General features: G+C 70.3%; 17 protein-coding genes. 5 read left to right on the top strand and 12 right to left on the bottom strand.

Annotation, left to right across the window (positions count from 1 at the left end; genetic code table 11):
* Window positions 1-147: 147 nt before the first annotated feature.
* Window positions 148-2496 carry a glycoside hydrolase family 9 protein gene (locus ACYQ78_RS28645; RefSeq protein WP_459804044.1) on the top strand — a complete coding sequence of 783 codons (2349 nt, stop codon included), beginning with the start codon at window positions 148-150 and terminating at the stop codon, window positions 2494-2496.
* 68 nt (window positions 2497-2564) lie between these two features.
* Here ACYQ78_RS28645 and ACYQ78_RS28640 read toward each other — a convergent pair whose 3' ends face one another.
* Window positions 2565-3062, bottom strand: coding sequence for a hypothetical protein (locus ACYQ78_RS28640; protein ID WP_459804043.1), 498 nt, complete (start codon window positions 3060-3062; stop codon window positions 2565-2567).
* Window positions 3063-3152: 90 nt separating this feature from the next.
* On the opposite strand from ACYQ78_RS28640, the gene ACYQ78_RS28635 reads away from it, so the two are divergent.
* The gene (locus tag ACYQ78_RS28635; protein WP_459804042.1) at window positions 3153-3707 is read left to right on the top strand and encodes an NUDIX domain-containing protein; all 555 of its coding nucleotides are present in this window, start codon (window positions 3153-3155) and stop codon (window positions 3705-3707) included.
* On the opposite strand, the gene ACYQ78_RS28630 is transcribed toward ACYQ78_RS28635, so the two are convergent.
* Complete coding sequence (locus ACYQ78_RS28630; protein WP_459804041.1) at window positions 3658-5058, bottom strand: hypothetical protein; 1401 nt, start codon at window positions 5056-5058, stop codon at window positions 3658-3660. The genes ACYQ78_RS28635 and ACYQ78_RS28630 overlap by 50 nt on opposite strands.
* A gap of 149 nt (window positions 5059-5207) precedes the next feature.
* Between ACYQ78_RS28630 and ACYQ78_RS28625 the strand changes: the two genes are divergently transcribed.
* The 3 genes from ACYQ78_RS28625 to ACYQ78_RS28615 are packed head-to-tail and all read left to right on the top strand — an operon-like array spanning window position 5208 to window position 6991.
* Window positions 5208-5615 (top strand): ATP-binding protein, encoded by a 408-nt coding sequence (locus tag ACYQ78_RS28625; RefSeq protein ID WP_459804040.1) that lies wholly within the window; start codon window positions 5208-5210, stop codon window positions 5613-5615.
* A 9-nt stretch (window positions 5616-5624) separates the two neighbouring features.
* Window positions 5625-6308, top strand: a complete 684-nt coding sequence (locus tag ACYQ78_RS28620; RefSeq protein ID WP_459804039.1) for a hypothetical protein — start codon at window positions 5625-5627, stop codon at window positions 6306-6308.
* Between the two features lie 2 nt (window positions 6309-6310).
* Window positions 6311-6991, top strand: coding sequence for a hypothetical protein (locus ACYQ78_RS28615; protein WP_459804038.1), 681 nt, complete (start codon window positions 6311-6313; stop codon window positions 6989-6991).
* Here the strand turns inward: ACYQ78_RS28615 and ACYQ78_RS28610 are convergent.
* The 10 genes from ACYQ78_RS28610 to ACYQ78_RS28565 form a co-directional block, all read right to left on the bottom strand.
* Window positions 6972-7565 carry a carbohydrate-binding domain-containing protein gene (locus tag ACYQ78_RS28610; RefSeq protein ID WP_459804037.1) on the bottom strand — a complete coding sequence of 198 codons (594 nt, stop codon included), beginning with the start codon at window positions 7563-7565 and terminating at the stop codon, window positions 6972-6974. The two genes, ACYQ78_RS28615 and ACYQ78_RS28610, sit on opposite strands and share 20 nt — an antisense overlap.
* Window positions 7562-8524 (bottom strand): aldo/keto reductase, encoded by a 963-nt coding sequence (locus ACYQ78_RS28605; RefSeq protein WP_459804207.1) that lies wholly within the window; start codon window positions 8522-8524, stop codon window positions 7562-7564. Before ACYQ78_RS28605 ends, ACYQ78_RS28610 begins: the two co-directional genes overlap by 4 nt.
* 30 nt (window positions 8525-8554) lie before the next feature.
* Window positions 8555-9367 (bottom strand): carbohydrate ABC transporter permease, encoded by an 813-nt coding sequence (locus ACYQ78_RS28600; protein ID WP_459804036.1) that lies wholly within the window; start codon window positions 9365-9367, stop codon window positions 8555-8557.
* Complete coding sequence (locus tag ACYQ78_RS28595; RefSeq protein WP_459804035.1) at window positions 9364-10302, bottom strand: carbohydrate ABC transporter permease; 939 nt, start codon at window positions 10300-10302, stop codon at window positions 9364-9366. Before ACYQ78_RS28595 ends, ACYQ78_RS28600 begins: the two co-directional genes overlap by 4 nt.
* A gap of 5 nt (window positions 10303-10307) precedes the next feature.
* Entirely contained in the window at window positions 10308-11573 is a 1266-nt protein-coding gene (locus ACYQ78_RS28590; RefSeq protein WP_459804034.1) for an extracellular solute-binding protein, read from the bottom strand.
* Window positions 11574-11724: 151 nt separating this feature from the next.
* Entirely contained in the window at window positions 11725-12936 is a 1212-nt protein-coding gene (locus tag ACYQ78_RS28585) for an ROK family protein (RefSeq protein ID WP_459804033.1), read from the bottom strand.
* Between the two features lie 240 nt (window positions 12937-13176).
* Window positions 13177-15198, bottom strand: a complete 2022-nt coding sequence (locus ACYQ78_RS28580) for a DUF4132 domain-containing protein (RefSeq protein ID WP_459804032.1) — start codon at window positions 15196-15198, stop codon at window positions 13177-13179.
* A gap of 14 nt (window positions 15199-15212) precedes the next feature.
* Window positions 15213-17237, bottom strand: coding sequence for a DUF4132 domain-containing protein (locus ACYQ78_RS28575; RefSeq protein ID WP_459804031.1), 2025 nt, complete (start codon window positions 17235-17237; stop codon window positions 15213-15215).
* A gap of 14 nt (window positions 17238-17251) precedes the next feature.
* Window positions 17252-19630 (bottom strand): DUF4132 domain-containing protein, encoded by a 2379-nt coding sequence (locus ACYQ78_RS28570; RefSeq protein WP_459804030.1) that lies wholly within the window; start codon window positions 19628-19630, stop codon window positions 17252-17254.
* 1 nt (window position 19631) lies between these two features.
* On the bottom strand, window positions 19632-20054 hold the full coding sequence (locus ACYQ78_RS28565; protein WP_459804029.1) for a hypothetical protein: 423 nt from the start codon (window positions 20052-20054) through the stop codon (window positions 19632-19634).
* Window positions 20055-20059: the final 5 nt, after the last annotated feature.

Genomic DNA, 20059 nt, shown 5'->3' with positions numbered 1-20059 from the left:
GTGCCTTACAGCGCTTGATTGACATCTGGTCCCGGGTCCAGAGAATTGAATGTGGGAGCGCTCCCACGCGCTCCGAAGGCCAGGGGTGCGACAGCGCCTGACCCGCTGTCGCACCCCCGACACCCCTCGCCCCGTAAGGACGCTTCTATGCGCCGTACGCTCCGCATCGCGGCCGTGGCCCTGATCGCCGCGGTCACCCTCCAACCGCAACAGGCCTCGGCCGCCGTGTTCAACTACGGCGAGGCGCTGCAGAAGTCGATCCTGTTCTACGAGGCCCAGCAGGCGGGCCCGCTGCCCTCCTGGAACCGCGTCTCCTGGCGCGGGCCCTCGGGGCTCACCGACGGCGCCGACGTCGGGCTCGACCTGACCGGCGGCTGGTACGACGCCGGCGACCACGTCAAGTTCGGCCTCCCGATGGCGGCGGCCACGACGATGCTGGCCTGGGGCGCGGTCGAGAACCGGGCCGCGTACGGGAGCCAGCTCACGCACCTGACGAACAACCTGAAGTTCGTCAACGACTACTTCATCAAGGCCCACCCGTCGGCCAACGTGCTCTACGGGCAGGTCGGCAACGGCGGGCTCGACCACGCCTGGTGGGGTCCGGCCGAGGCGATGCAGATGAACCGGCCGTCGTACAAGATCGACGCCTCGTGCGGCGGCGCCGACCTGGCCGGGGAGACGGCGGCGGCGATGGCGGCCTCCTCGATGGTGTTCAGGCCGACCGACCCGACCTACGCGAACACGCTGGTCACGCACGCGCGGCAGCTCTACACGTTCGCCGAGAACGTCCGGCGGGCCTACAGCGACTGCATCACCGACGCGGCGGGCTACTACCGGTCGTGGAGCGGCTTCAACGACGAGATCGTATGGGGTGCGATCTGGCTCTACCGGGCGACCGGGGAGGCCGCCTACCTGGCCAAGGCCGAGGCCGCCTACGCCAACCTGGGCACCGAGCCGCAGTCGACCACGAAGTCGTACAAGTGGACGATCGCCTGGGACGACAAGTCCTACGGCGCCTACGTCCTGCTGGCCAAGCTGACCGGCAAGCAGCAGTACCTCGACGACGCCAACCGCTGGCTCGACTTCTGGACCGTCGGCGTCAACGGCCAGCGGGTGGCCTACTCGCCCGGCGGCCAGGCCGTTCTCGACCGGTGGGGATCTCTGCGGTACGCCGCCAACACGGCCTTCGCGGCTCTCGTCCACAGCGACTCGATCACCGACGCGACGCGTAAGGCCCGCTACCACGACTTCGCGAAGCGCCAGATCGACTACGCGCTCGGCGACAACCCGCGCAATTCCTCGTACATGATCGGTTTCGGCGCGAACCCCCCGAAGAACCCGCACCACCGCACGGCCCACGGCTCCTGGACCGACCAGATGACCAACCCGGTCGACACCCGCCACGTCCTGTACGGCGCCCTGGTCGGCGGCCCGCCCGACCCGAACGACGCCTACACCGACAAGCGCGACGACTACGTGATGAACGAGGTCGCCACCGACTACAACGCCGGCTTCACCAGCGCCCTGGCCCGCCTCTACGGCGAGTACGGCGGCACCCCGCTGGCCAACTTCCCGCAGCCCGAGGTGGCCCCCGAACCGGAGATCTTCACCGAGGCCTCCGTGAACGCCACCGGGACCAACTTCACCGAGATCAAGGTGATGGTCCGCAACCAGTCGGGCTGGCCGGCGAGGAACCTGACGAACGGCTCCTTCCGCTACTACTTCACCCTCGACGGCGACACGACCCCCGCCGACATCACGGTGACCGCGAACTACAACCAGTGCAGCGCGCCGACCGGCCCCACCCAGCACTCGGGCGCGACCTACTACGTGACGATCAACTGCACCGGGCAGAACATCGCCCCGGCGGGCCAGTCGCAGCACCGTCGCGAGGTGCAGTTCCGGGTGGCCAGCTCGAAGCAGTGGAGCGCGGCCAACGACTGGTCCTACGTGGGCGTGTCGACCACGCCGGGCTCGACCCCGGTGCGGGTGACCAACATCCCGCTGTACGCGGGCACGACCAAGATCTGGGGCAACACCCCGGGCAACGACCCGTCGCCGTCGCCCTCGCCCTCCCCCAGCCCTTCGCCGTCGCCGTCGCCTTCACCGTCGCCTTCACCTTCGCCGAGTCCTTCTCCCAGCCCGTCGCCGTCGCCCTCTCCCAGCCCCTCCCCGTCACCTTCGCCGGGTGGTAAGGCCTGCGCGGCGACGTACAACGTGACGAACCAGTGGGGCGGCGGCTTCGGCGCCGAGGTGTCGGTCCGGAACTCCGGTGCGGTGAACATCACCGGCTGGACCGTGAACTGGACCTGGCCCAACGGCCAGACCATCTCCCAGCTCTGGAACGGCCAGCACACCCAGAGCGGCTCCGCCGTGACGGTCCGGAACCTCAGCTACAACGGCAACCTCACCCCGAACACCTCGACCGCGTTCGGCTTCAACGGCACCTGGAACGGCACCAACGGAACCCCGACCCTGACCTGCACCCCGGCCTGACCCCAAGCCGCCCGCCTCCCCCAGACGGACCCCTCTGGGGGAGGCGGGCCTCCAACGGCCCCGCCCCCTCATTCCGCAGGGGGGCGGGGCTTTCCACGTCCTGCCGAGGCCTCGGCGTTCAGCTGGGAGATGCGCTGGTGGGACAGCATCAGGGCGCGCCCCGCGTCGCGGGTGGTCCAGCCCTGGCCGATGAGGACCCGCACGGCGTTCCGCACCGCGTCACGCTCGGCCTGCTCGGCGTAGACCCGGTCGGACCGCGCCATCATCACGGCGCCGATGGCCGACGCGGCCTCCGGGTCGGCCGGGACCATGTGGTAGCCCAGAACGTAGGGAGGCTCCGGCGTGACGGCCGCGTCGAGGCTCTCGCCGACGTTGTGGGTCGTCTCGGCCCAGGTGGCGCCGTGGGCAACCACGACTTTCCCGCCGGGGAGGTCACTGACGGTGGCCTTCCATCCCCGGCCCTCCCGGGTGACGACGGCGATGTAGTCGGTGGAGATCCCCAGGGATTCGTCGACGTCCTCGACGATGTCGGGCTCGTCGAAGACGGCTTCGTGTCGTGTACGCATCTTGGCAGTATGTCTAGCGAGCTAGTCAGAATTCGTCTATCCGGATAGCCACAGTACGAACGCGCGAGCCTTCCGGGTACGGTTCGGCTCGTGAGTTCCCAGCGCAGCAAGTGGACGATCCACGGCGAACGGCTCGTCGACGACACCCCCCACATCACCCTGAGCATCGCCTCGGTCGAGTTGCCGAACGGCGTCACCTTCGAGCAGTACGTGATGCGGATGCGCCGCTGCGCGATGACGGTCGTCCTCGACGACGCGGCCGAGCACGTGCTGCTCATGTGGCGGCACCGGTTCGTCGTCGACGCCTGGGTGTGGGAGCTGCCCGGCGGTTACGTCGACGAGGGGGAGGACGAGGCCGCCGCGGCGGCCCGCGAGGTGGAAGAAGAGACGGGCTGGCGGCCTCGGCGGCTGGAGAAGGTGCTCAGTTTCCAGCCCGCCATCGGCAACGCCGACTTCCCGCAGGACCTCTATCTGGCGCGGGGCGCCGAGCAGGTCGGGGAGCCCGACGCCGACGAGACCGAATACGTGCAGTGGATCCCGCTGGCGAAGGCGCGGGAGATGATCTCGTCGGGCCGGATCGTGGGGGCGGCGACTGTCATCGGGGTGCAGCATGCCCTGCTGGTCGCAGGAGGCCCGGCAGTGTGAGATTGGCGTGCTCGGTCAGTTCGCGCACCTCGATGGTGTCGCGGTGGGGGTGCAGGCGGCGGAACAGGTCTTTCAGGTTTCCGGCGGCCCGGTGGGAGTTGAGGCCGCCGACGAGGTCGACCGCCGTGCGGCCCTCGGCGCAGGCGCGGTCGACCTGGCCCTGCTGGGCGTGCGCGACGGCGAGCAGGATCTGGTTGAACGCCCGGCCGCGCGCGTAGCGGTCGTCCATGTTGAGCGACAGCTTGGCGTAGCGCTCGGCCTTGTCGCCCTGGCCCAGATCCCGGAAGCACTGGGCGAACTTGGCGTCGAGGTAGGCGGCGTCGAAGTAGGTGAGCCAGGCCGGGACGTCCGACGAGCGTGCCTGGTCGAAGGTCTTCTCCGCCCTGGCCAGAGCGGCGGCGCAGGCGCGGGCGTCGCCCCTGGCGGCGTGGCCGTGGGCCTCCAGCACGACGCACTCGGTGAGCAGCGTGGGCAGTCCGGCCCGGCGGGCCGCCGCCTGGCCGGTGCGCGCGACGTCGATGGCGGTGGCCGGGCGGGCGAGGTAGACGCTCTGGTGGCTGATCGCGGCGAGGATCTCCCCGCACAGCGCGCTGTCTCCGGCCGACTCGGCGAGCGAGAGGGCTTGCAGCAGGTGGCGCTGGGCCAGGCCGTGCGCCTCGGCGTCGTAGCTCAGCCATCCGGCGAGCTGGGCGAGTTCGGCGGCGGCCCCGGCGAGGGACCGGCCGATCTCGTCGCCGTAGCGGCCGTGCCGCAGCAGCGGGGCCACCTCGTTGTTGAGGTAGTTGACGACCACGCTCCTGATCCGGACCCCGCCGAGCCGGTTGTCGAGGGAGCGGTAGGTGCGGGTGACCTCGCGGATCGCGGCGACGTCGGAGGGGCCGACGCGGCGCAGGCCGCGCCCGATCGGGGGCTCGGCGCCGGGTGCGGTGAGCCATCGCAGCGCGGCGGTGGACGACGCCGCCACGGCGATGCCGGCGTCGGTGAGGAACTGGCGTCGTCGCACGTCTTCCTTCCAGAGCCCGGTGACCGCCCGGACCCGGTCGGGCCACCGTCCGTCGGTGTCCAGGCCGAGTTCGGCGGTGACGGAGCTGCTTCTCATGCCGATGTCGTCGGCGGTCACCTGACGTCCGAGCGCGGTCGTCAGGACTTCGGCGATGAGCTCGGGAACGGGCTCCTTCGGCTGCTCGCCCTCGTACCAGCGGGCCACCGAGCTGTGGTTGTAGCGGAGCCCGTCGAGACCCCTCGTCTCGCCGTGTTCGACGACGCGGCGCGCGAGTCCCTTGTTCGACAACCCGGCCTCGTCGGCCAGCCCGGCCAGGCGGGTGTTGGGTGGTTTGGGCTGTCTGCCCATCACTGCCTCCGAACGCCTCGGATGCGGACAGTGTCACATGCATCACTGATCGTGACTGTCGATTCTCCGAACGTGCACGCCCCCCGTGCACTCCCCCGCCTCCGGTTCACGCCTTATGCGACCTGCCCGAGGTGGGCTGTGCTGGGAGAATGACCACCGACCTCAGGATGGTGCTGGGCCTGCCGGCCGAGGAGCGCAGCCTCGGCGTCGTCCGCCGCGCGGTGGCCGCGGCCCTCTCGGCGTGGGGGTTCGACGACCTCGTCGACGACTCCCGCCTGGTCATCGACGAACTCGCGACCAACGCCGTCGCCGAGCTCCCCGGCGCCTGGATCGAGGTCCGCGCCGAGGTCGGGACCGACGGCCTGGTCCTGAGCTGCTGGGACGGCTCCCCCAACCTGCCCGGCGCCCCCGGCCTCCCCGACGACGACGCCGAAGACCACCGCGGCCTGTTCATCGTCGACGCGCTGTCGGTCAAGCACGGGACGACGCCCACACCCGACCAGGGCAAATGGGTCTGGGCGCTGATGAGCACAGACTCACCCGCCGGAATGGGCTAGATACAAGGTGTGGAATCACACACCCTCGCCCGTCTCCAGTTCGGACTTCGCATAGCGCTGCTCCTGGTGCTGATCTGTGGTGCGGTGCTCGTGAGCGCCACGCTCCGGCCCTCGGCCCGGACACTCGACGAGTTCCGCGCCGCGGTGGCGGCCGGAGAGGTCGACCGGGTGACGTGGCGGGGCGACGACTTCGGCATCTGGGAGCTCCACTGGTCGGAGTCACCGCTGGTCTGGCACGAGGTGCCGGGCAACGGGCTGACGGCCGACAGCGGGACGTACATGCTCGCGCGGTTCTACGAAGATCTGGATCGCGCCCCGGTCCGGCCCTCGATCGAGCAGATGACGCATCGCGGCGGGTCGATCGTCCCCGACTGGCCCTTCCGCTTCGCCGGCGGCGGTGCCCTGTTGTGGCTGGCCGCCGCCTGGTTGATCGCGTTCGTCGTGATGGTGGCCTCACGGCCCCGGCTGGGCAACCGGTGGGCGTGGTTCTGGCTGTTCACGGTCGGGGAGATCGGCGCCCCGCTCTTCCTGGTCCTGGAGCCGAGGCCCCTGTGGAAGGGGCCCGGCCCGGGCGCCGCCGAGAGCACACCGATCAGCGGCCGCAGGGGCTGTCTCTACTCGATCCTGCTGGGCATCATCTCCGCCGTGCTCGCGCTCGGCATCGGCGAACTGGTCAGACTGCTGCTGGGGTAGCCATGCGCGTCCTCCTGTACGGCGTCCGCATCCTGCTTCTCGCGATCCTGGTGGCCGGGGCGCTGTTCAACGCCGCCACCCTCCAGCCCGCCCACCGGACAATCGAGCAGTTCCGCGCCGCCCTCGCGGCCGGTGAGGTGGACCGAGTCAGTTTCGACGTCGTCCGCGACGGCGGGCCGATGAGCGAGCTGCGCTGGTCGGAGTCGCCGCTGCACTGGCGGATGGTCACCGACGACTTCGCCGACGGCGAGGGGCGCTACACCGGGGAACGGCTCTCCCAGGATCTGTCGGCGGCTCCCGTCCATCCGGAGTTGCGGCAGCAGCCCTGGCTGACGGTCACCCGGCTGCTGGTGTTCCCGACCTGGCCCTTCGCGTTTCCGGGTGGCGGCAACCTGTGGTGGCTGGCCGCCGCCTACTGCGTCGCCGTCTGGCTGCTGTTCTGCTCACGGCCCCGGCTGGCCACCCACTGGGCCTGGTTCTGGATGTGTACGGTCGGCGAGTCCGGAACCCTGTTCTTCCTGCTCCTGGAGCCGAACCCGCTGTGGAGGGGCCCGAGCGAGGGGCCCCTCCACGCCAAACCGATCAGTGGCCTCTACGGCCTCTTCGTCTCGATCCCGATGCTCTACGCCTCGTGGGGCGTGTCCGCCGGGGCCGGGTGGGTGATCATGAAGCTGCTGGGGTGAGACGGCGCGACAGGTCGAGGTAGGCGTAGTTCATCTCGCCGGTACGGATCGTCCGCAACGTCAGCACGTGACGGCCCGCCGCCAGCCACGGCAGGTCGAACCTCAGCAGCGCCCAGTGATGCCAGCGGCGCCACTCGATCTCGTCGTCGGCGCCCGTCGACGGGAGGTCGACCACGTCGCCGATCTCGTCGTCGACGTCGATCCTGATGGCGCCGTCTCTGGCCGCCGCGTAGAGCAGGGTCGCCTCGTACTCCCCCGGTTCGGCCACCTCGACCGTGTAGCGGAGCCAGTTGCCGGGGGACGTCCACCCCACATAGAGCAGGCCCATGTCGGGGCGGTGCGACTGGTAGGGGTGGTTGTCGATGCCGTCGGGCTTGGTGTAGCTGGTGCCGACGTTCTCGTCGGCGCGGAAGTCGTTCAGGTAGCTGCCGTCGATCGGGTTGAGGCCGCCACTGCCGTGGTTGCGGTGGTGGCGGTCGTGGTAGGCGACGCCCTCTCCGCCCAGGTCGTAGAAGGCGCACATCACCCGGCCGGGCACCCGCTGCGGCGCACCGGTGAACGGGCGGCCGGTCACAGGTCGGTGCCGGCCACGGGGGCCAGCAGGTGGTCGATCCGGGCGAGTTCCTCGTCGGTCAGGGGGGCGCCGTCGAGGGCGGCGAGGTTGTCGTCGAACTGGGCGACGCTGCTGGCGCCGACGATCAGCGAGGTCACCCGGTCGTCGCGCAGCGCCCAGGTGAGGGCGAGCTGAGCGAGCGACTGGCCGCGTTCTTCAGCGAGCGCGTTCAGGCCGCGCAGGGTGTCCAGCAGGGCGGGGTTCAGCACCGAGCCGCGCAGCGAGTCGCCGCGCGCCATGCGGGAGTCGCCCGGGGTTCCGTCGAGATAACGGCTGGTCAGCAGGCCCTGGGCGAGCGGCGAGAAGGCCACGCAGCCGATGCCCCGGCCGCCGAGCACGTCGAGCAGGCCCTGTTCGGGGGTGCGGTCGAGCATCGAGTATCGGGGCTGGTGGACGGTGAGGGGGACGTCCAGGAGCTTGGAGGCCAGGGCGGTCTGGTCGGCGTCGTAGTTGGAGAGACCGACGTACAGGGCCCTGCCTGATCGGACGATGTCGGACAGTGCGCCGAGCGTCTCCTCCAGCGGGGTGTTCGGGTCGGGGCGGTGGCTGTAGAAGACGTCGACGTAGTCGAGGCCCATCCGCCGCAGCGACTGGTCGAGGCTGGCGATCAGGTATTTGCGCGAACCCCACTCGCCATACGGTCCGGGCCACATGCGGTAGCCGGCCTTGGAGGAGATGACCAGTTCGTCCCGATGCCTGGAAAGATCTTTTTGCAGGACGGTGCCGAAGGTGGCCTCCGCCGAGCCGGGCGGGTTGCCGTAGTTGTTGGCCAGGTCGAAGTGGGTGACGCCCCGGTCGAAGGCGTGGGTGATGATCTGGCGGTGGCGTTCCATGGGGCCGTCGTCGCCGAAGTTCTGCCACAGGCCCAGGGAGATCTCCGGCAGCAACAGGCCGGAGTTGCCGAGCCGGCGGTAGGTCATCTCGTCGTACCGAGACAAGGAAGTGCCTTTCTAACGGACGCCCACGGTCGCGATGCCCTGGGTGAAGTAGCGCTGGAGGAAGACGAACACGAGCACGATCGGAGCGATGACCAGCACGGATCCGGCCAGGAGAAGTCCGTACTGGGTGGCGATCTGCCCGGTGGAGTAGAGGGACAGGGCCACCGGCAGGGTGTACATGTCCTGGGTCTGGGCCGCGACGAGCGGCCACAGGAAGTTGTTCCACGACCCGAGGAAGGTCAGGATGCCCAGGGTCGCGAGCGGCGGCCCGCACAGCGGCAGCACGATCCTGGCGAAGATCCGCAGCTCACCGGCGCCGTCGATGCGGGCGGCCTCCAGCAGCGCGTCGGGGATGTCCGCGATGAACTGCCGCATCATGAACACGCCCAGCGGCGACGTGAGGAACGGCAGGATCAGCGCCGTGTACGTGTTCGTCAGCCCCAGCTTCGCGACCAGCACGAACAGCGGCACGAACGTCACGACGCCCGGCACCATCAGCGTGATCATCACCAGGGTGAAGATGAACCGCTTGCCGCGGAACTCGAACTTGGCCAGGGCGTAGCCGACCATCGAGCAGAACAGCAGGTTCCCGGCGACGGTGACCGCCGCGACGACCACGCTGTTCAGGAAGAACCGGCCGAGGTGCAGCTCGGTGAACCAGGTCGCGTAGTTGTCCGCCGTCGGGGCCTCGGGCCAGAAGCCCGAGGGGTTGCGCAGGATCTCGCCCTGGGTCTTGAACGACCCCAGCAACATCCAGATGAAGGGCAGCAGCGTGATGACGACGGCCACCACGAGGCCCACGTACACGATCGATCGACGAGTCATTTTTTCGACCTCAGCGCCCGGAACATCACCATGCTGAGCAGCGCGATCGCCACGAAGAGGACGTAGCTGGCCGCCGAGGCGAAGGCGTAGTTGCCGAATCCGAACTGTTTGTAGGCGAAATAGCCGACCGAGAGCGTCGCGTCGAGCGGGCCGCCCTGGGTCATGACGAAGGGTTCCTCGAAGAACTGCAGGTACCAGACCGACAGCAGCACCGCCCCGAACAGCAGGGTCGGCCGCATCAGCGGCAGCGTGATGCTGGTGAACCTCTTCACCGGCCCGGCGCCGTCGGTGCGCGCGGCCTCGTCGAGCTCGGTCGGGATGGTCTGCAGCCCGGCCAGGAAGATCACCATCAGGGTGCCCATGTTGCGCCACACCCCCATGACGATCATGGCGGGCATCGCCCAGGTCGTGCTGTGGAGCCAGTCGGGGCCGTCGATGCCCACCAGGCCGAGCACCGCGTTGAGCGGGCCCTCCTGCTGGAGGATGAACCGCCACACCACGGCCACCGCGACGATGCTGGTGACGACCGGGGTGTAGAAACCGGTGCGGAACGCGGTCCGGAACCGGTTGATCCCGCTGTTCAGCGCCACCGCCAGGGCCAGCGCGACGCCCATCGTGAGGGGGATGCCGACGAGCACGAAGTAGGCCGTCGTCCACATCGACCGCACGAACTGCGGTGTCTGGAACAGCTTGACGTACTGGTCGAGCCCGACGAACTCGACCGCGAACGGCGTCTGGACGTCGGCGCTCCTGAAGTCGGTGAACGACATCCCGAACGACGACACCAGGGGGACGAAGGTGAAGGCGCCGAACAGCAGCACGAACGGCAGCGCGAACGCCCAAGCGATCACCCCTTGGCGGCGCTTCAGGCCTCCCGGCCCGCCGCCCGTGACGGCGGCGGGCCGGGCGACGCGCTTCCCGGTGAGGACGGCCATGATCGTCAGCTACCGGTGCCGATCGAGTCGGCGGCGGCCTGGGCCTCGCCGAGGGCGGCGGCCGGGTCCTTGCCGTTCTTCACGACCTGTTCCATCTGCTGCCCGAGCACGTCGGCGACCTGGAGCCAGGTGGCGTTCGGCGGCGGCGAGTTGGTGTCCTTGAGTTGCTCGCCGAACACGCCGAGGCGGGCGTCGCCCGACAGCGCGGGGTCCGACCAGGCCGACTGGACGGCCGGGAGCGCTCCACTGATCTTGTACCACTCGACCTGGACCTCGGGCTTGGACAGCCACTCGACGAACTTCCAGGCGGCGGCGCTGTTCTTGCTGGCCTTGAACACGACCAGGTCGGAACCGCCGGCGAAGGAGGTGCCGCTCTTCTGGACGGGGAAGGTGGCCAGGGCGTACTTGTCCTTGAAGCCGTCGCCCCCGGCCTCGTCGAGCGCGGTCGACTCACCGGGACCGGCGACGAGGATGCCTAGGTCACCGCTGACGAAGGCCGATTCGGCGGCGCCCGCGCCGCTGTCGGGGGCCGGGTCGGCGATCTTCTCGGTGAACAGGCTCTGGTAGAACTTCACGCCGTCGACGACGGCGGGGTCGTTGAGCGTCCACTTCGCGCCGTCGGCCGAGACGATCTGGCCGCCGTTGGACCACGGGAAGGCCAGCGAGTTCTGGAGCTCCTGGTCGGGCGTGGTGGACATGCGGATGCCCCACTTCGCCCCGGCCTTCTCCTGCATGCCCTTGGCCATGGCCTTGAGCTCGTCCCAGGTCTTGGGCGGCCCGTCGAACCCGGCCTTCTTCGCCAGGTCGGTGCGGTAGTAGAGGACGCGCGTGTCGACCACCCACGGAACGCCGACCGTCTGGGTGCCGACCTGGGCCGACTTCAGCGGGCCCTGGAAGTAGACGCTGGTGTCGGTGCCCGCGGGCACCTCCTGGAAGGCGTCGGTGATGCCGCCCATCAGGGTGGTGCCGACCTGGGCGATGTCGGGCGTCACGCCACCGGCCTGGGCGGTGCGGAACTTGGCCGCCGCGTCCTGCCACGGGACCGAGGTGACGTCGACCTTGTAGCCGGGGTTCTCGGCCTCGAACTTCGCGGTCAGCTTGGGCAGGTTGTCGCCGTCGGTGCCCATGGCCCAGACGAGCAGGGTGGCGGGGGCGGCGCTCTGCGCGGGGGCGGGGGCCGCCGCTTCCGGTGCGGGCGTGGCGTCACGACCGCAGGCGGCGAGGGCGGCGAGGGCGAGGAGAGCGGCCGAAGCGGCTTTCAGAGTTCTCACGTGCAGGTCCTTCTGGGGGGTTACCGCAGTGTTAAGAAGAGGTATTTATTAAATATTTTTCGTAACCATAGACCCAGGCCACACCTGCGTCAACCATCCTCAGAGGTTAATTTATGTCCAGTACGAACCGATACGGACAGCCGGTAAAGCTTCAGGCGGCGGGGAACGGCGAGGCGCCGAACAGGCGGCTCTCGACCTCGACCACGGCCCGGCGGATGGCGCCGAGCACGGTCGCACGGCCACCGAGCTCGGCCAGCGCGAGCTCGGGAGCGGGGGCGGCCAGCCGCCGGTAGAGCGCGGCCGTCTGCGTCTCGATGGCCGGCATCAGCCGGGCCGCCGCGTCGGCGGGCAGCCCGCAGATGACCACGAGCTCCGGATCGAGCAGCGTGGCCAGCATCGCGATCGGCCGCGCCACGATGGCGCCGACCTCGTCGATCACGCGGGACGACACGGCGTCGCCCGCCTTGAAGATCATGTCGGTGGTGACGTTGCCCGGGTCGCCCCCGGCGAGCTCGGCCAGCGCGCCCGACTCGTGCATGGCCGCCGCCCCGAGCTGGGCGGCCTTGCGCAGCACTCCCCCGGACGGCCCCATGCCCGACAGCAGGTCGACCGAGGTCATCTCGCCCGCGAACCCGTTGCTGCCCCGCACCAACGCGCCGTTGACGATCAGCCCGGCCCCGAAGCCGTTCTCACACACGTCGAGCAGCACCGCGTTGGCCCGGTCACGGGCGGACCCCTGCCACTGCTCGCCGATCATGGCGAGGTTGGCGTCGTTCTCGGCCACCATCGGCCACGGGAGATGACTCTCCAGCTCGGCGATGACGTCACGCGCGCTGGAGCGATAGGCGGCGGCGGTGCCGGGGTCGTATCCGGTCGACTGGACCGGCGCCGGGATGCTGACACAGACCTGCCACACCTGCCGGGCCTGGAGCCCGGCGAGTTCGAGCAGCTCGGCGGCGATGGCCGGGGCGTGCACGGTGGCCTGGGAGCGGAGCTCCTCGTCGGTCTCGATCTCCCGGGCCAGCTCGGCGCAGACCGTCCCGGCCAGATCGGCGACGGCCGCGACGATCCGGCTCTCCCGGATGTCGACGGCGATCACGAACCCGGCCCGGGGGTTGGTGCGGTAGCGACGGGCGGGCCTGCCGGGCTGGGAGTCGGGCCCCGGATCGCTGTCGAGCTCCACGACCAGCCCCTGGCCGATGAGCCAGTCACAGGTCGTGTGGACGGTCGGCCGGGACAGCCCGGTGATCGACATGAGGTCTTTGGCGGTGCAGGAGTCGAGCGGGCGCATGGCGTCGTAGACGGCGGCGGCGTTGACGAACCGGATCTGCGCCGCCGACGGTGTGCTCACACGACGGGACACCCCGGTTCCCTCCTTCGAAACTCCGGGCCCGAGCGTAATACATGCAGCCGGAACTCGGGACCGGGCGGCGGGGCCACGAGATCGGCGCCGGGTGGGCCCGCACGGCGATTTGCGTTCCGCGCGGGCACGACCCAGCATGGCCCGGGTGAAGCCCTGGGTGAAAGTCGTCTGTCTGGTCCTGGTCGTCAGCCTCGCGGGCGCGGCACTGGTCTCCGCCGTGGATCTCTTCCTGTCGTTCGTCTAACGGATCTGCCGGGTGATCGAGGGGTCGTCGATCGCGGTGTCGTTCGCCAGGAGGAAGGCCTTGCTGAGGATGAGGGACAGGCGGCCGTCCTCCTCGAACGGGAGGAACACCCCTCGCTGGACCTCGCGTCCGGCGACGATGCACAGGTAGGCGTCGTTGGGCTCCATCAGGATGTTCGCCGAGCCCAGGTGGATCTTGTAAGTGCGCAGATCACCCCGGACCACCAGGAACCGATCGGTCAGCGTGCACCGGTCGGCGATGGTCAGGCGCGGGAGGAGACGGGCCAGCGCGTCGCGCCGGACCTCGGCCGAGGGCCACAGCTCGGCGAACGCGCCGGTCTGCCAGTGGGCGCGCATCTCGCCCGGCTCCCGGTCGGCCCACTGGGGATCGGTCGCGATCGAGGTGACCGCGACGAACAGGTCGAGGTCGCGCATGGCCTCGCTGAACACCAGCGGCGGAACCTCCGGCAACGGCGTCTCGCGCCAGCCCTTCCCGTCGAGCCGGTGGAACCGGACCTCTCCGGTCTGCGCGTAGCCCTCGTCGTAGAGACCATGACTGAACGTGGCCCGCCACCGCCCGCCCGCCATGATCCGCCGGGCCTCCCCGTCGGTATCGGCGCCGTCCCAGAAGCCCAGGTAGTGGGACGTCCAGCCGCGGTCCTTGAACAGTGCGCGGATCCGCGAGTAGTGGACGATGTGATCGGCGAACCGGCCGGAGTGGCGACGGGTCGCCTCCTCGGCGGGCGTCAGCAGGTAGACCTCGCGGAACGCCTGCTTGAACGGCTGCCGGATCTCCTTGTCCTGGACGACCTCCCGCCAGGCCCGCACCTCCTCCACCGTCGCCCGTGCGGGATGCCACAGCCGCACCGGCACGTCGGGGACGACCATCCCCAGCTCCGCCCGCCACACCCCGGGCGCGACCTCGAACTCCCAGATCAGCCGGTCGGTGATGGGATTGCCGGCCAGCTGCCGGTAGGGCGGCGGCGTCGCGCCCGTGTATCCGGCCTCCAGCGCCCTGGCCAGGGTGACCTGCCGCTGGGCGGCCTGCTTGGCCAGGTCTTTCAGCCGCTTGACCTCCTCGGGGTGGTCCCGTCTGACCGCGGCGGGCACCGACTTGAGCTTCCTGTCGCCCTGCCACCAGGACAGCTCGACGGCGCCGTCGACGGAGATCACCGCGGTGTGCGCGCCGACCTGCCGCCGGAGCCGCCCGTCGGGCACCCGGAACGCGACGTCGAGCCGTTCGGCCAGGGCGGGTTCCATGCGCTTGAACTTCTTGTCGAGTTCCTTGGGCACTCCCCCGTGCCGGGTGATCCGGGCGGCCGTGCGCAGCGAGGAGATCGCCTCGGGGGTCGGCCGCTCCTCGACCGCGCGGGCGATCTCGAACAGCAGCCCCTGCGAGGGCAGGGTCTTGGCCTGGGTGGGGGCGACCGCGATGCCGCGTACGAGGCTGTCGAGCAGTTCGGGCAGCCAGGTCTCGTCGCGGTGGAGCGCCAGCCGGGCCGCCCGCCCCAGGCTCACGATCTCGGCGGGCTCGAAGGCCTTGGTCGTGTACGGAATCTCGCCCGCCTGGATCGCCCGCGCCCTGGCCTCGGCCGACTCCAGCGCGCCTCGGGCGAAATCGAGGTAACCGGGCTGGTCGGCCAGCCAGTCGAGCCCGTCGGCCGGCAGCGGCGGGCGGGGCAGCTGGCCGGCGACGCTCCGTACCAGCTCGGAGAACAGCGCCCGGCCCTCGACGCCCCAGCCGAAGATCACGGTGTTCTCTGCGACCGCGATCGGGCCCTGCCGCCCGGCGAGATGGGCGGCCAGTTCGGCGTCCATGCCCGCGATCCCCGCCGCGACCATGGTGGGGAGCGTCGGCAGGCGCGGGTGGTGGTCGTTCAGCGTGTTCCCGACCAGTTCGCGGGCCGCTTCCGCCATCACGCGCAGGTCCGGGATGTTGGCCCCGGCCAGGGTCTTCGTGTCCTGAGCGGTTCCGTCGAGCACGTGGTAGAGGCGGTTCGCCAGAGGAGAGAGATGCATGTCCGTCGTTTCGGTCAGGGTCGAAGCTGGCGGGTGATGGTCGGGTCGGTGATGGCCGTGTCGTCGGCCAGGAGGAAGGCCTTGCTCAGGATGAGGGACAGGCGGCCGTCCTCCTCGAACGGGAGGAACAGCCCGGTCGACGAAGCGCGTCCGGCGACGATGCACAGGTAGGCGTCGTTGGGCTCCATCAGGATGTTCGCCGAGCCCAGGTGGATCTTGTAGGTGCGTAGATCACCCCGGACCACCAGGAACCGATCGGTCAGGGTGCAACGCTCGGCGATGGTCAGGCGCGGCAACAGGCGGGCCAGCGCGTCGCGCCGGACCTCCGCCGAGGACGACAGCTCCGCGAACGCACCCCTCTGCCAGTAGTCGCGCAGAGGTCCGCGGTCGGCCCGTTGGGGGTTGGTCGCGATCGAGGTGACCCCCACGAACAGGTCGACGTCGCGCATCGCCTCGCTGAAGATCAGCGGCGGGACCTCGGTCAGGGGTGCGTCGCGCCAGCCGTCGTCCCCGTCGCCCACCCGGCCGCCCTCGGCCGGGCGCTGGAAGCAGACCAGGCCGGTGAGGGCGTAGCTCTCCTCGTAGAGGTGGTGTTCGAGGGTGGCGCGCCAGCGGCCGCCCGCCATGACGCGCCGGGCCCGGTCGTCGTAGCCGCCTTCCCAGCGGCCCATGTAGGGCGCCTGCCAGACGCGATCTTTGAACAGGGCATAGAGCTGCGCGTAGGTGACGATGTGGTCGGCGAACCGCCCTGAGTAGGTCGCCGTCGCCTCCTCGGCGGGCGTCAGCAGGTAGACCTCGCGGAACGCCTGCTTGAACGGCTGCCGGATCTCCTTGTCCTGGATCACCTCCCGCCAGGCGCGCACCTCCTCCACCGACGCCCGCGCCGGGTGCCACAGGCGCACCGGCACGTCCGGCACGGTCATCCCCAGCTCCGCCCGCCACTCCCCCGGCGCGACCTCGAACTCCCAGATCACCCGGTCGGCGATCGGGTTGCCCTCCATTTGCCGGTAGGGCGGCGGAGTGGCGCTGGTGTAACCGGCCTCCAGCGCGCGGGCGAGGGTGACCTGCTGCTGCGCGGCCTGTTTGGCCAGGTCTTTCAGCCGCTTCACCGCGTCGGGGTGGTCGCGCCGGACCGCCGCCGGGACCGACTTGATCTTCTTGTCGCCCTGCCACCACGACAGTTCGACGCCGTCGCCGACGGAGATCACGGCGGTGTGCTCGCCGAGCTGTTCCCGATGGCGGCCGTCGGGCATCCGGAACGCGACGTCGAGCCGCTCGGCCAGGGCGGAGACCATGCGCTTGAGCTTGCGGTCGAGTTCCTTGGTCACACCGGCGTGCCGGGCGATCCGTCGGGCCGTGCGCATCGTGTTGATCGACTCGGGGGTCGGGCGTTCCTCGACGGCGCGCGAGATCTCGTACAGCAACGCCTGTGAGGGCAGGGTCTTGGCCTGGGTGGGCGCGACCGCGATGCCGCGGACGAGGCCGTCGAGCACGTCGGGCAGCCACGTCTCGTCGCGGTGCAGCGCCACCCGGACGGCCCGGCCGACGGTGGCGACCTCGGCGGGTTCGAAAGCCGTGGTCGTGTACGGAATCTCGCCCGCCTGGATCGCCCGCGCCCTGGCCTCGGCGGCCTCCACCGCGACCCGGGCGAAAGCGACATAACCCGGCTGGACCTCCAGCCACTCGAGTTCGGCGACGGGCACCGGCTGGAAGCCGATGTCGGCGATCCGCGAGTCCACCACCTTCCGCAGGAACCACTCCCGGCGGCCCACTCCCCAGCTGAGGGTCAGCAGCCACTCGCCGAGATGGATGGCGCCGTCTTCCACGCTGAAGTGGGCGCGCCCGTCGGCGTCGAGTCCCGCCAGACCCGCCGCCACCAGCTCGGGGAAGGTCCACCGCTCGCCCAGGAGCCGCTCCACCTGCGCGCGGCCGGGACCGGTCAGCCGCCGGAGGTCCACGTCGGCGAAGGCCGTGGGCCACTGCGCGGGGTCCTTCCACGGCCCGTCGAGCAGCGTCTTGAGATCTTGGCTGATGTCCATGTCCGTCATTTCGGTCAGGTGTGGAGCTGGCGGGTGATGGTCGGGTCGGTGATCGTGGTGTCGGCGGCGAGGAGGAACGCCTTGGACAGCACGATCGACAACATCCCGCCCTCCTCCTCGAACGGCAGGAACACCCGATCGCCGCCGCCGCCCGGCACGATGCAGAGATAGGCGTCGTTGGGCTCCATCAGGATGTTGCCCGAGCCGAGATGGATCTTGTAAGTACGCAGGTCACCCCGCACCACCAGGAACCGCTCGGTCAGCGTGCAGCGCTCGGCGATGGCCAGCCGGGGCAGCAGGCGGGTCAGCGCGTCGCGCCTGATCCTGGCGCTCTCGGCCAGGTCACCGAAGCCGTAGGACTGCCAGTAGTCGCCCGTCCCCTCAGGATCGAGGCCGGTCGAGGTGACGCCCACGGCGAGGTCGGCGTCGCGCAGCGCCTCCGACAGCACGAGCGGCGGGACCTCCGCCAGCGGGACGGCCCGGTCTCCACCGTCGTGGAAACGCAGGGCGCCGCTGACGCAGATGGACGCCGTTGCGCCGAAGCCGTCGCGTTCGTAGGCGTCGGGGTCGAGGTGGAAGTCCCAGGCGGCGGTCAGCCCGCCGGGCATCCGCCGGACGGCCGTGCAGTGGCCGGAGCCGCCCGCGCCGTCCCAGTTGCCGAGCGACATGTCGGTCCAGCCGCGCTCGGTGAGCAGCGCCTTCGCCTGGCCGTAGCGGAGCAGGTGCCCGGAGAAGCGCAGCGAGTGGTCACGCGTCCGCTCCTCGGCCGGGGTCAGCAGGTAGACCTCGCGGAAGGCCTGCTTGAACGGCTGCCGGTGTTCCAGCAGGTGATCGCGCCACACCCGCACCTCGTCGGGCGTGTGGGTGAGCGGATGCCACAGCAGAACGGGCGTCTCGGGGTTGGGCTGGATGCGGCGGCCGGCCGGGTCGGTCAGTTCCCACGCCCCGTCGACCCGCACCGGCACCCCGGCCGGGCCCTGGAGGATCTCCCAGATCAGCGTGCGGGCGTAGCAGCCGGTGACCGGGTGGTCGAGGTAGAACGCGCACACGTCGCGCCAGCGCCAGATGCGCTCGGCCGCCATCGCCCGCTCGATGCGGAACCGCTCGGCCGGCAGCGCCTTCTTCAGTTCCTTGGACGTCGCCCGGAACTCGGCGAGCAGCTCGCGGTCGACGCTCTTCGGGATCGTCTTGCGCCCATTGAAGGTGATCGCACCGCTCACCGACAGCACGAGCCCGCCGGAGGAACGTGTTCCGCCGTCGTCGAGGCCGAAGGTGGGCACGGTGCGTTCGAGGAGCTGGTCGGGGGACAACCCCTCGCGGGCGCCGATCGATGCGAGGATCCCGGCGACCTTGGCCAGGATGCTCTTCCTGCGGACCTTCGCCTGCACCAGTGCGAGCTGGGGAACCGCGTCCAAGCCGCCGAGCCGGTCGAGCACGTTGAGGGCCGCGTTGGCCACCCGCTCGTTGCGCGAGTTGGGGCCCGAACCGCCGATCCCGATGCCGGTGGCCAGCGCGACCTGGCCCAGCAGGCCGGTCACCCAGGGTTCGTCGATCACCTCACACGTCCAGAGCATGCCGCGCAGCAGGTCGGCGGTGCGCTTGTCGAGGTAGGTGACGACGTTCTGGTAGCCGTTGTGCCAGGTCGTCTCGCGGTAGGCGGGCACCCGGCCGAGGATCTCGCGTAAGAGCGCGGTGTTCACGGGGGTGAGCAGGTCGCGGGCCCGGTCGGTCCAGCCCTTCGGCGGGGTGGGGACGGTCGCGGTGGCCCAGTGGCGCAGCAGCGGCAACGCGCCGGGCGTGCCGAGACGGGCGGCGTATTCGTCGCACAGCAGGGCGGCGAAGCCGTCGCGGGCCGACAGCAGGGCCGACGCGGCTTCGGCCGGGTCGGCGGCCAGGTGACCGGCGAGGTGGTCCTCCAGAACACGGCGCATGGTCCAGTCGCCGGAGTAGGGCGTCAGCTCCATGTCCTTGCGGGCCTGGAGCAGGTGCGGCAGCAGGGGCTCCCGCTCCTCGGCGGTCAGGCCCTTGAGCGCGGCCACCGGGATGCGGTAGCGGTAGTCGCTGCGTGGGGCTCCGGGCAGGCCGTTGGTGACCCGCCACAGCAGGTCGCGCTGCGGCGATGTCCATTTCAGCTTCCGGTGGGCCAGCCGCCAGACGACGCCCTCGGTGGCGCAGGTGTGCGCGAGCAGGTGGGTCCACAGCGTCATCGCCCGCCACTCGGGCTCGCCCCACGCGGCGGAGTGCTCCTTCAGGAGGTCGTCGTCGACGAAGGTGTGGCCGTGCCGGACGGACAGCAGCTTCGCGTCGAAGACGGCGAACAGCTCCAGAGTCGCCGGGTCGATCTCGTCGAGCCAGGCGCGGTGCCGGGCCGGCAGGTCGTCGAGCACTCCCATGTCAGCCGCCCACTAACGGCACGAGCTTCACGAACGACACGACCGGGTCGGTGAGCAGGTCGATCTCGGCGTCGAGGTCGAGGATCTGCCGGTCGCCGATCAGCAGCAGGAACCCGTTGCGGGTGAAGGCCGCCTCGGCGGCGTCGGCCTGGCGTTCCCAGTCGAGCTTGCGGACCGAGCGCATGCGGTAGCCGTTGAGCTCGGCCTCGGCCTCGGTCGGCTTCACCAGACCGCGGAAGTGCTCGGAGGGGGCGGCGTTGTAGCGGGCCACCTCCTCCCGCACGCGCAGCCGGACCAGTTCCCGCGCGGAGATGCGTTCGGGCAGGTCGGGAAGGGAGAACTCCGCCAGCGCGCGACCGGTCGCGGTCTCGTCGCGGAACGTCACCAATGCCATGGGGGGCGCCTTGTCCTCGGGGAAGATCATGTCAT

The sequence above is a fragment of the Herbidospora sp. RD11066 genome (assembly GCF_054661255.1).
This window is presented reverse-complemented; position numbering and strand designations above follow the sequence as displayed.

Coding starts and splice junctions, on each gene's coding strand:
- ACYQ78_RS28645 (WP_459804044.1), top strand. CDS start 148: ATGCGCCGTACGCTCCGCATCGCGGCCGTGGCCCTGATCGCCGCGGTC.
- ACYQ78_RS28640 (WP_459804043.1), bottom strand. CDS start 3,062: ATGCGTACACGACACGAAGCCGTCTTCGACGAGCCCGACATCGTCGAG.
- ACYQ78_RS28630 (WP_459804041.1), bottom strand. CDS start 5,058: ATGGGCAGACAGCCCAAACCACCCAACACCCGCCTGGCCGGGCTGGCC.
- ACYQ78_RS28625 (WP_459804040.1), top strand. CDS start 5,208: ATGACCACCGACCTCAGGATGGTGCTGGGCCTGCCGGCCGAGGAGCGC.
- ACYQ78_RS28615 (WP_459804038.1), top strand. CDS start 6,311: ATGCGCGTCCTCCTGTACGGCGTCCGCATCCTGCTTCTCGCGATCCTG.
- ACYQ78_RS28605 (WP_459804207.1), bottom strand. CDS start 8,524: ATGACCTACCGCCGGCTCGGCAACTCCGGCCTGTTGCTGCCGGAGATC.
- ACYQ78_RS28600 (WP_459804036.1), bottom strand. CDS start 9,367: ATGACTCGTCGATCGATCGTGTACGTGGGCCTCGTGGTGGCCGTCGTC.
- ACYQ78_RS28595 (WP_459804035.1), bottom strand. CDS start 10,302: ATGGCCGTCCTCACCGGGAAGCGCGTCGCCCGGCCCGCCGCCGTCACG.
- ACYQ78_RS28580 (WP_459804032.1), bottom strand. CDS start 15,198: ATGCATCTCTCTCCTCTGGCGAACCGCCTCTACCACGTGCTCGACGGA.
- ACYQ78_RS28575 (WP_459804031.1), bottom strand. CDS start 17,237: ATGGACATCAGCCAAGATCTCAAGACGCTGCTCGACGGGCCGTGGAAG.
- ACYQ78_RS28570 (WP_459804030.1), bottom strand. CDS start 19,630: ATGGGAGTGCTCGACGACCTGCCGGCCCGGCACCGCGCCTGGCTCGAC.
- ACYQ78_RS28565 (WP_459804029.1), bottom strand. CDS start 20,054: ATGATCTTCCCCGAGGACAAGGCGCCCCCCATGGCATTGGTGACGTTC.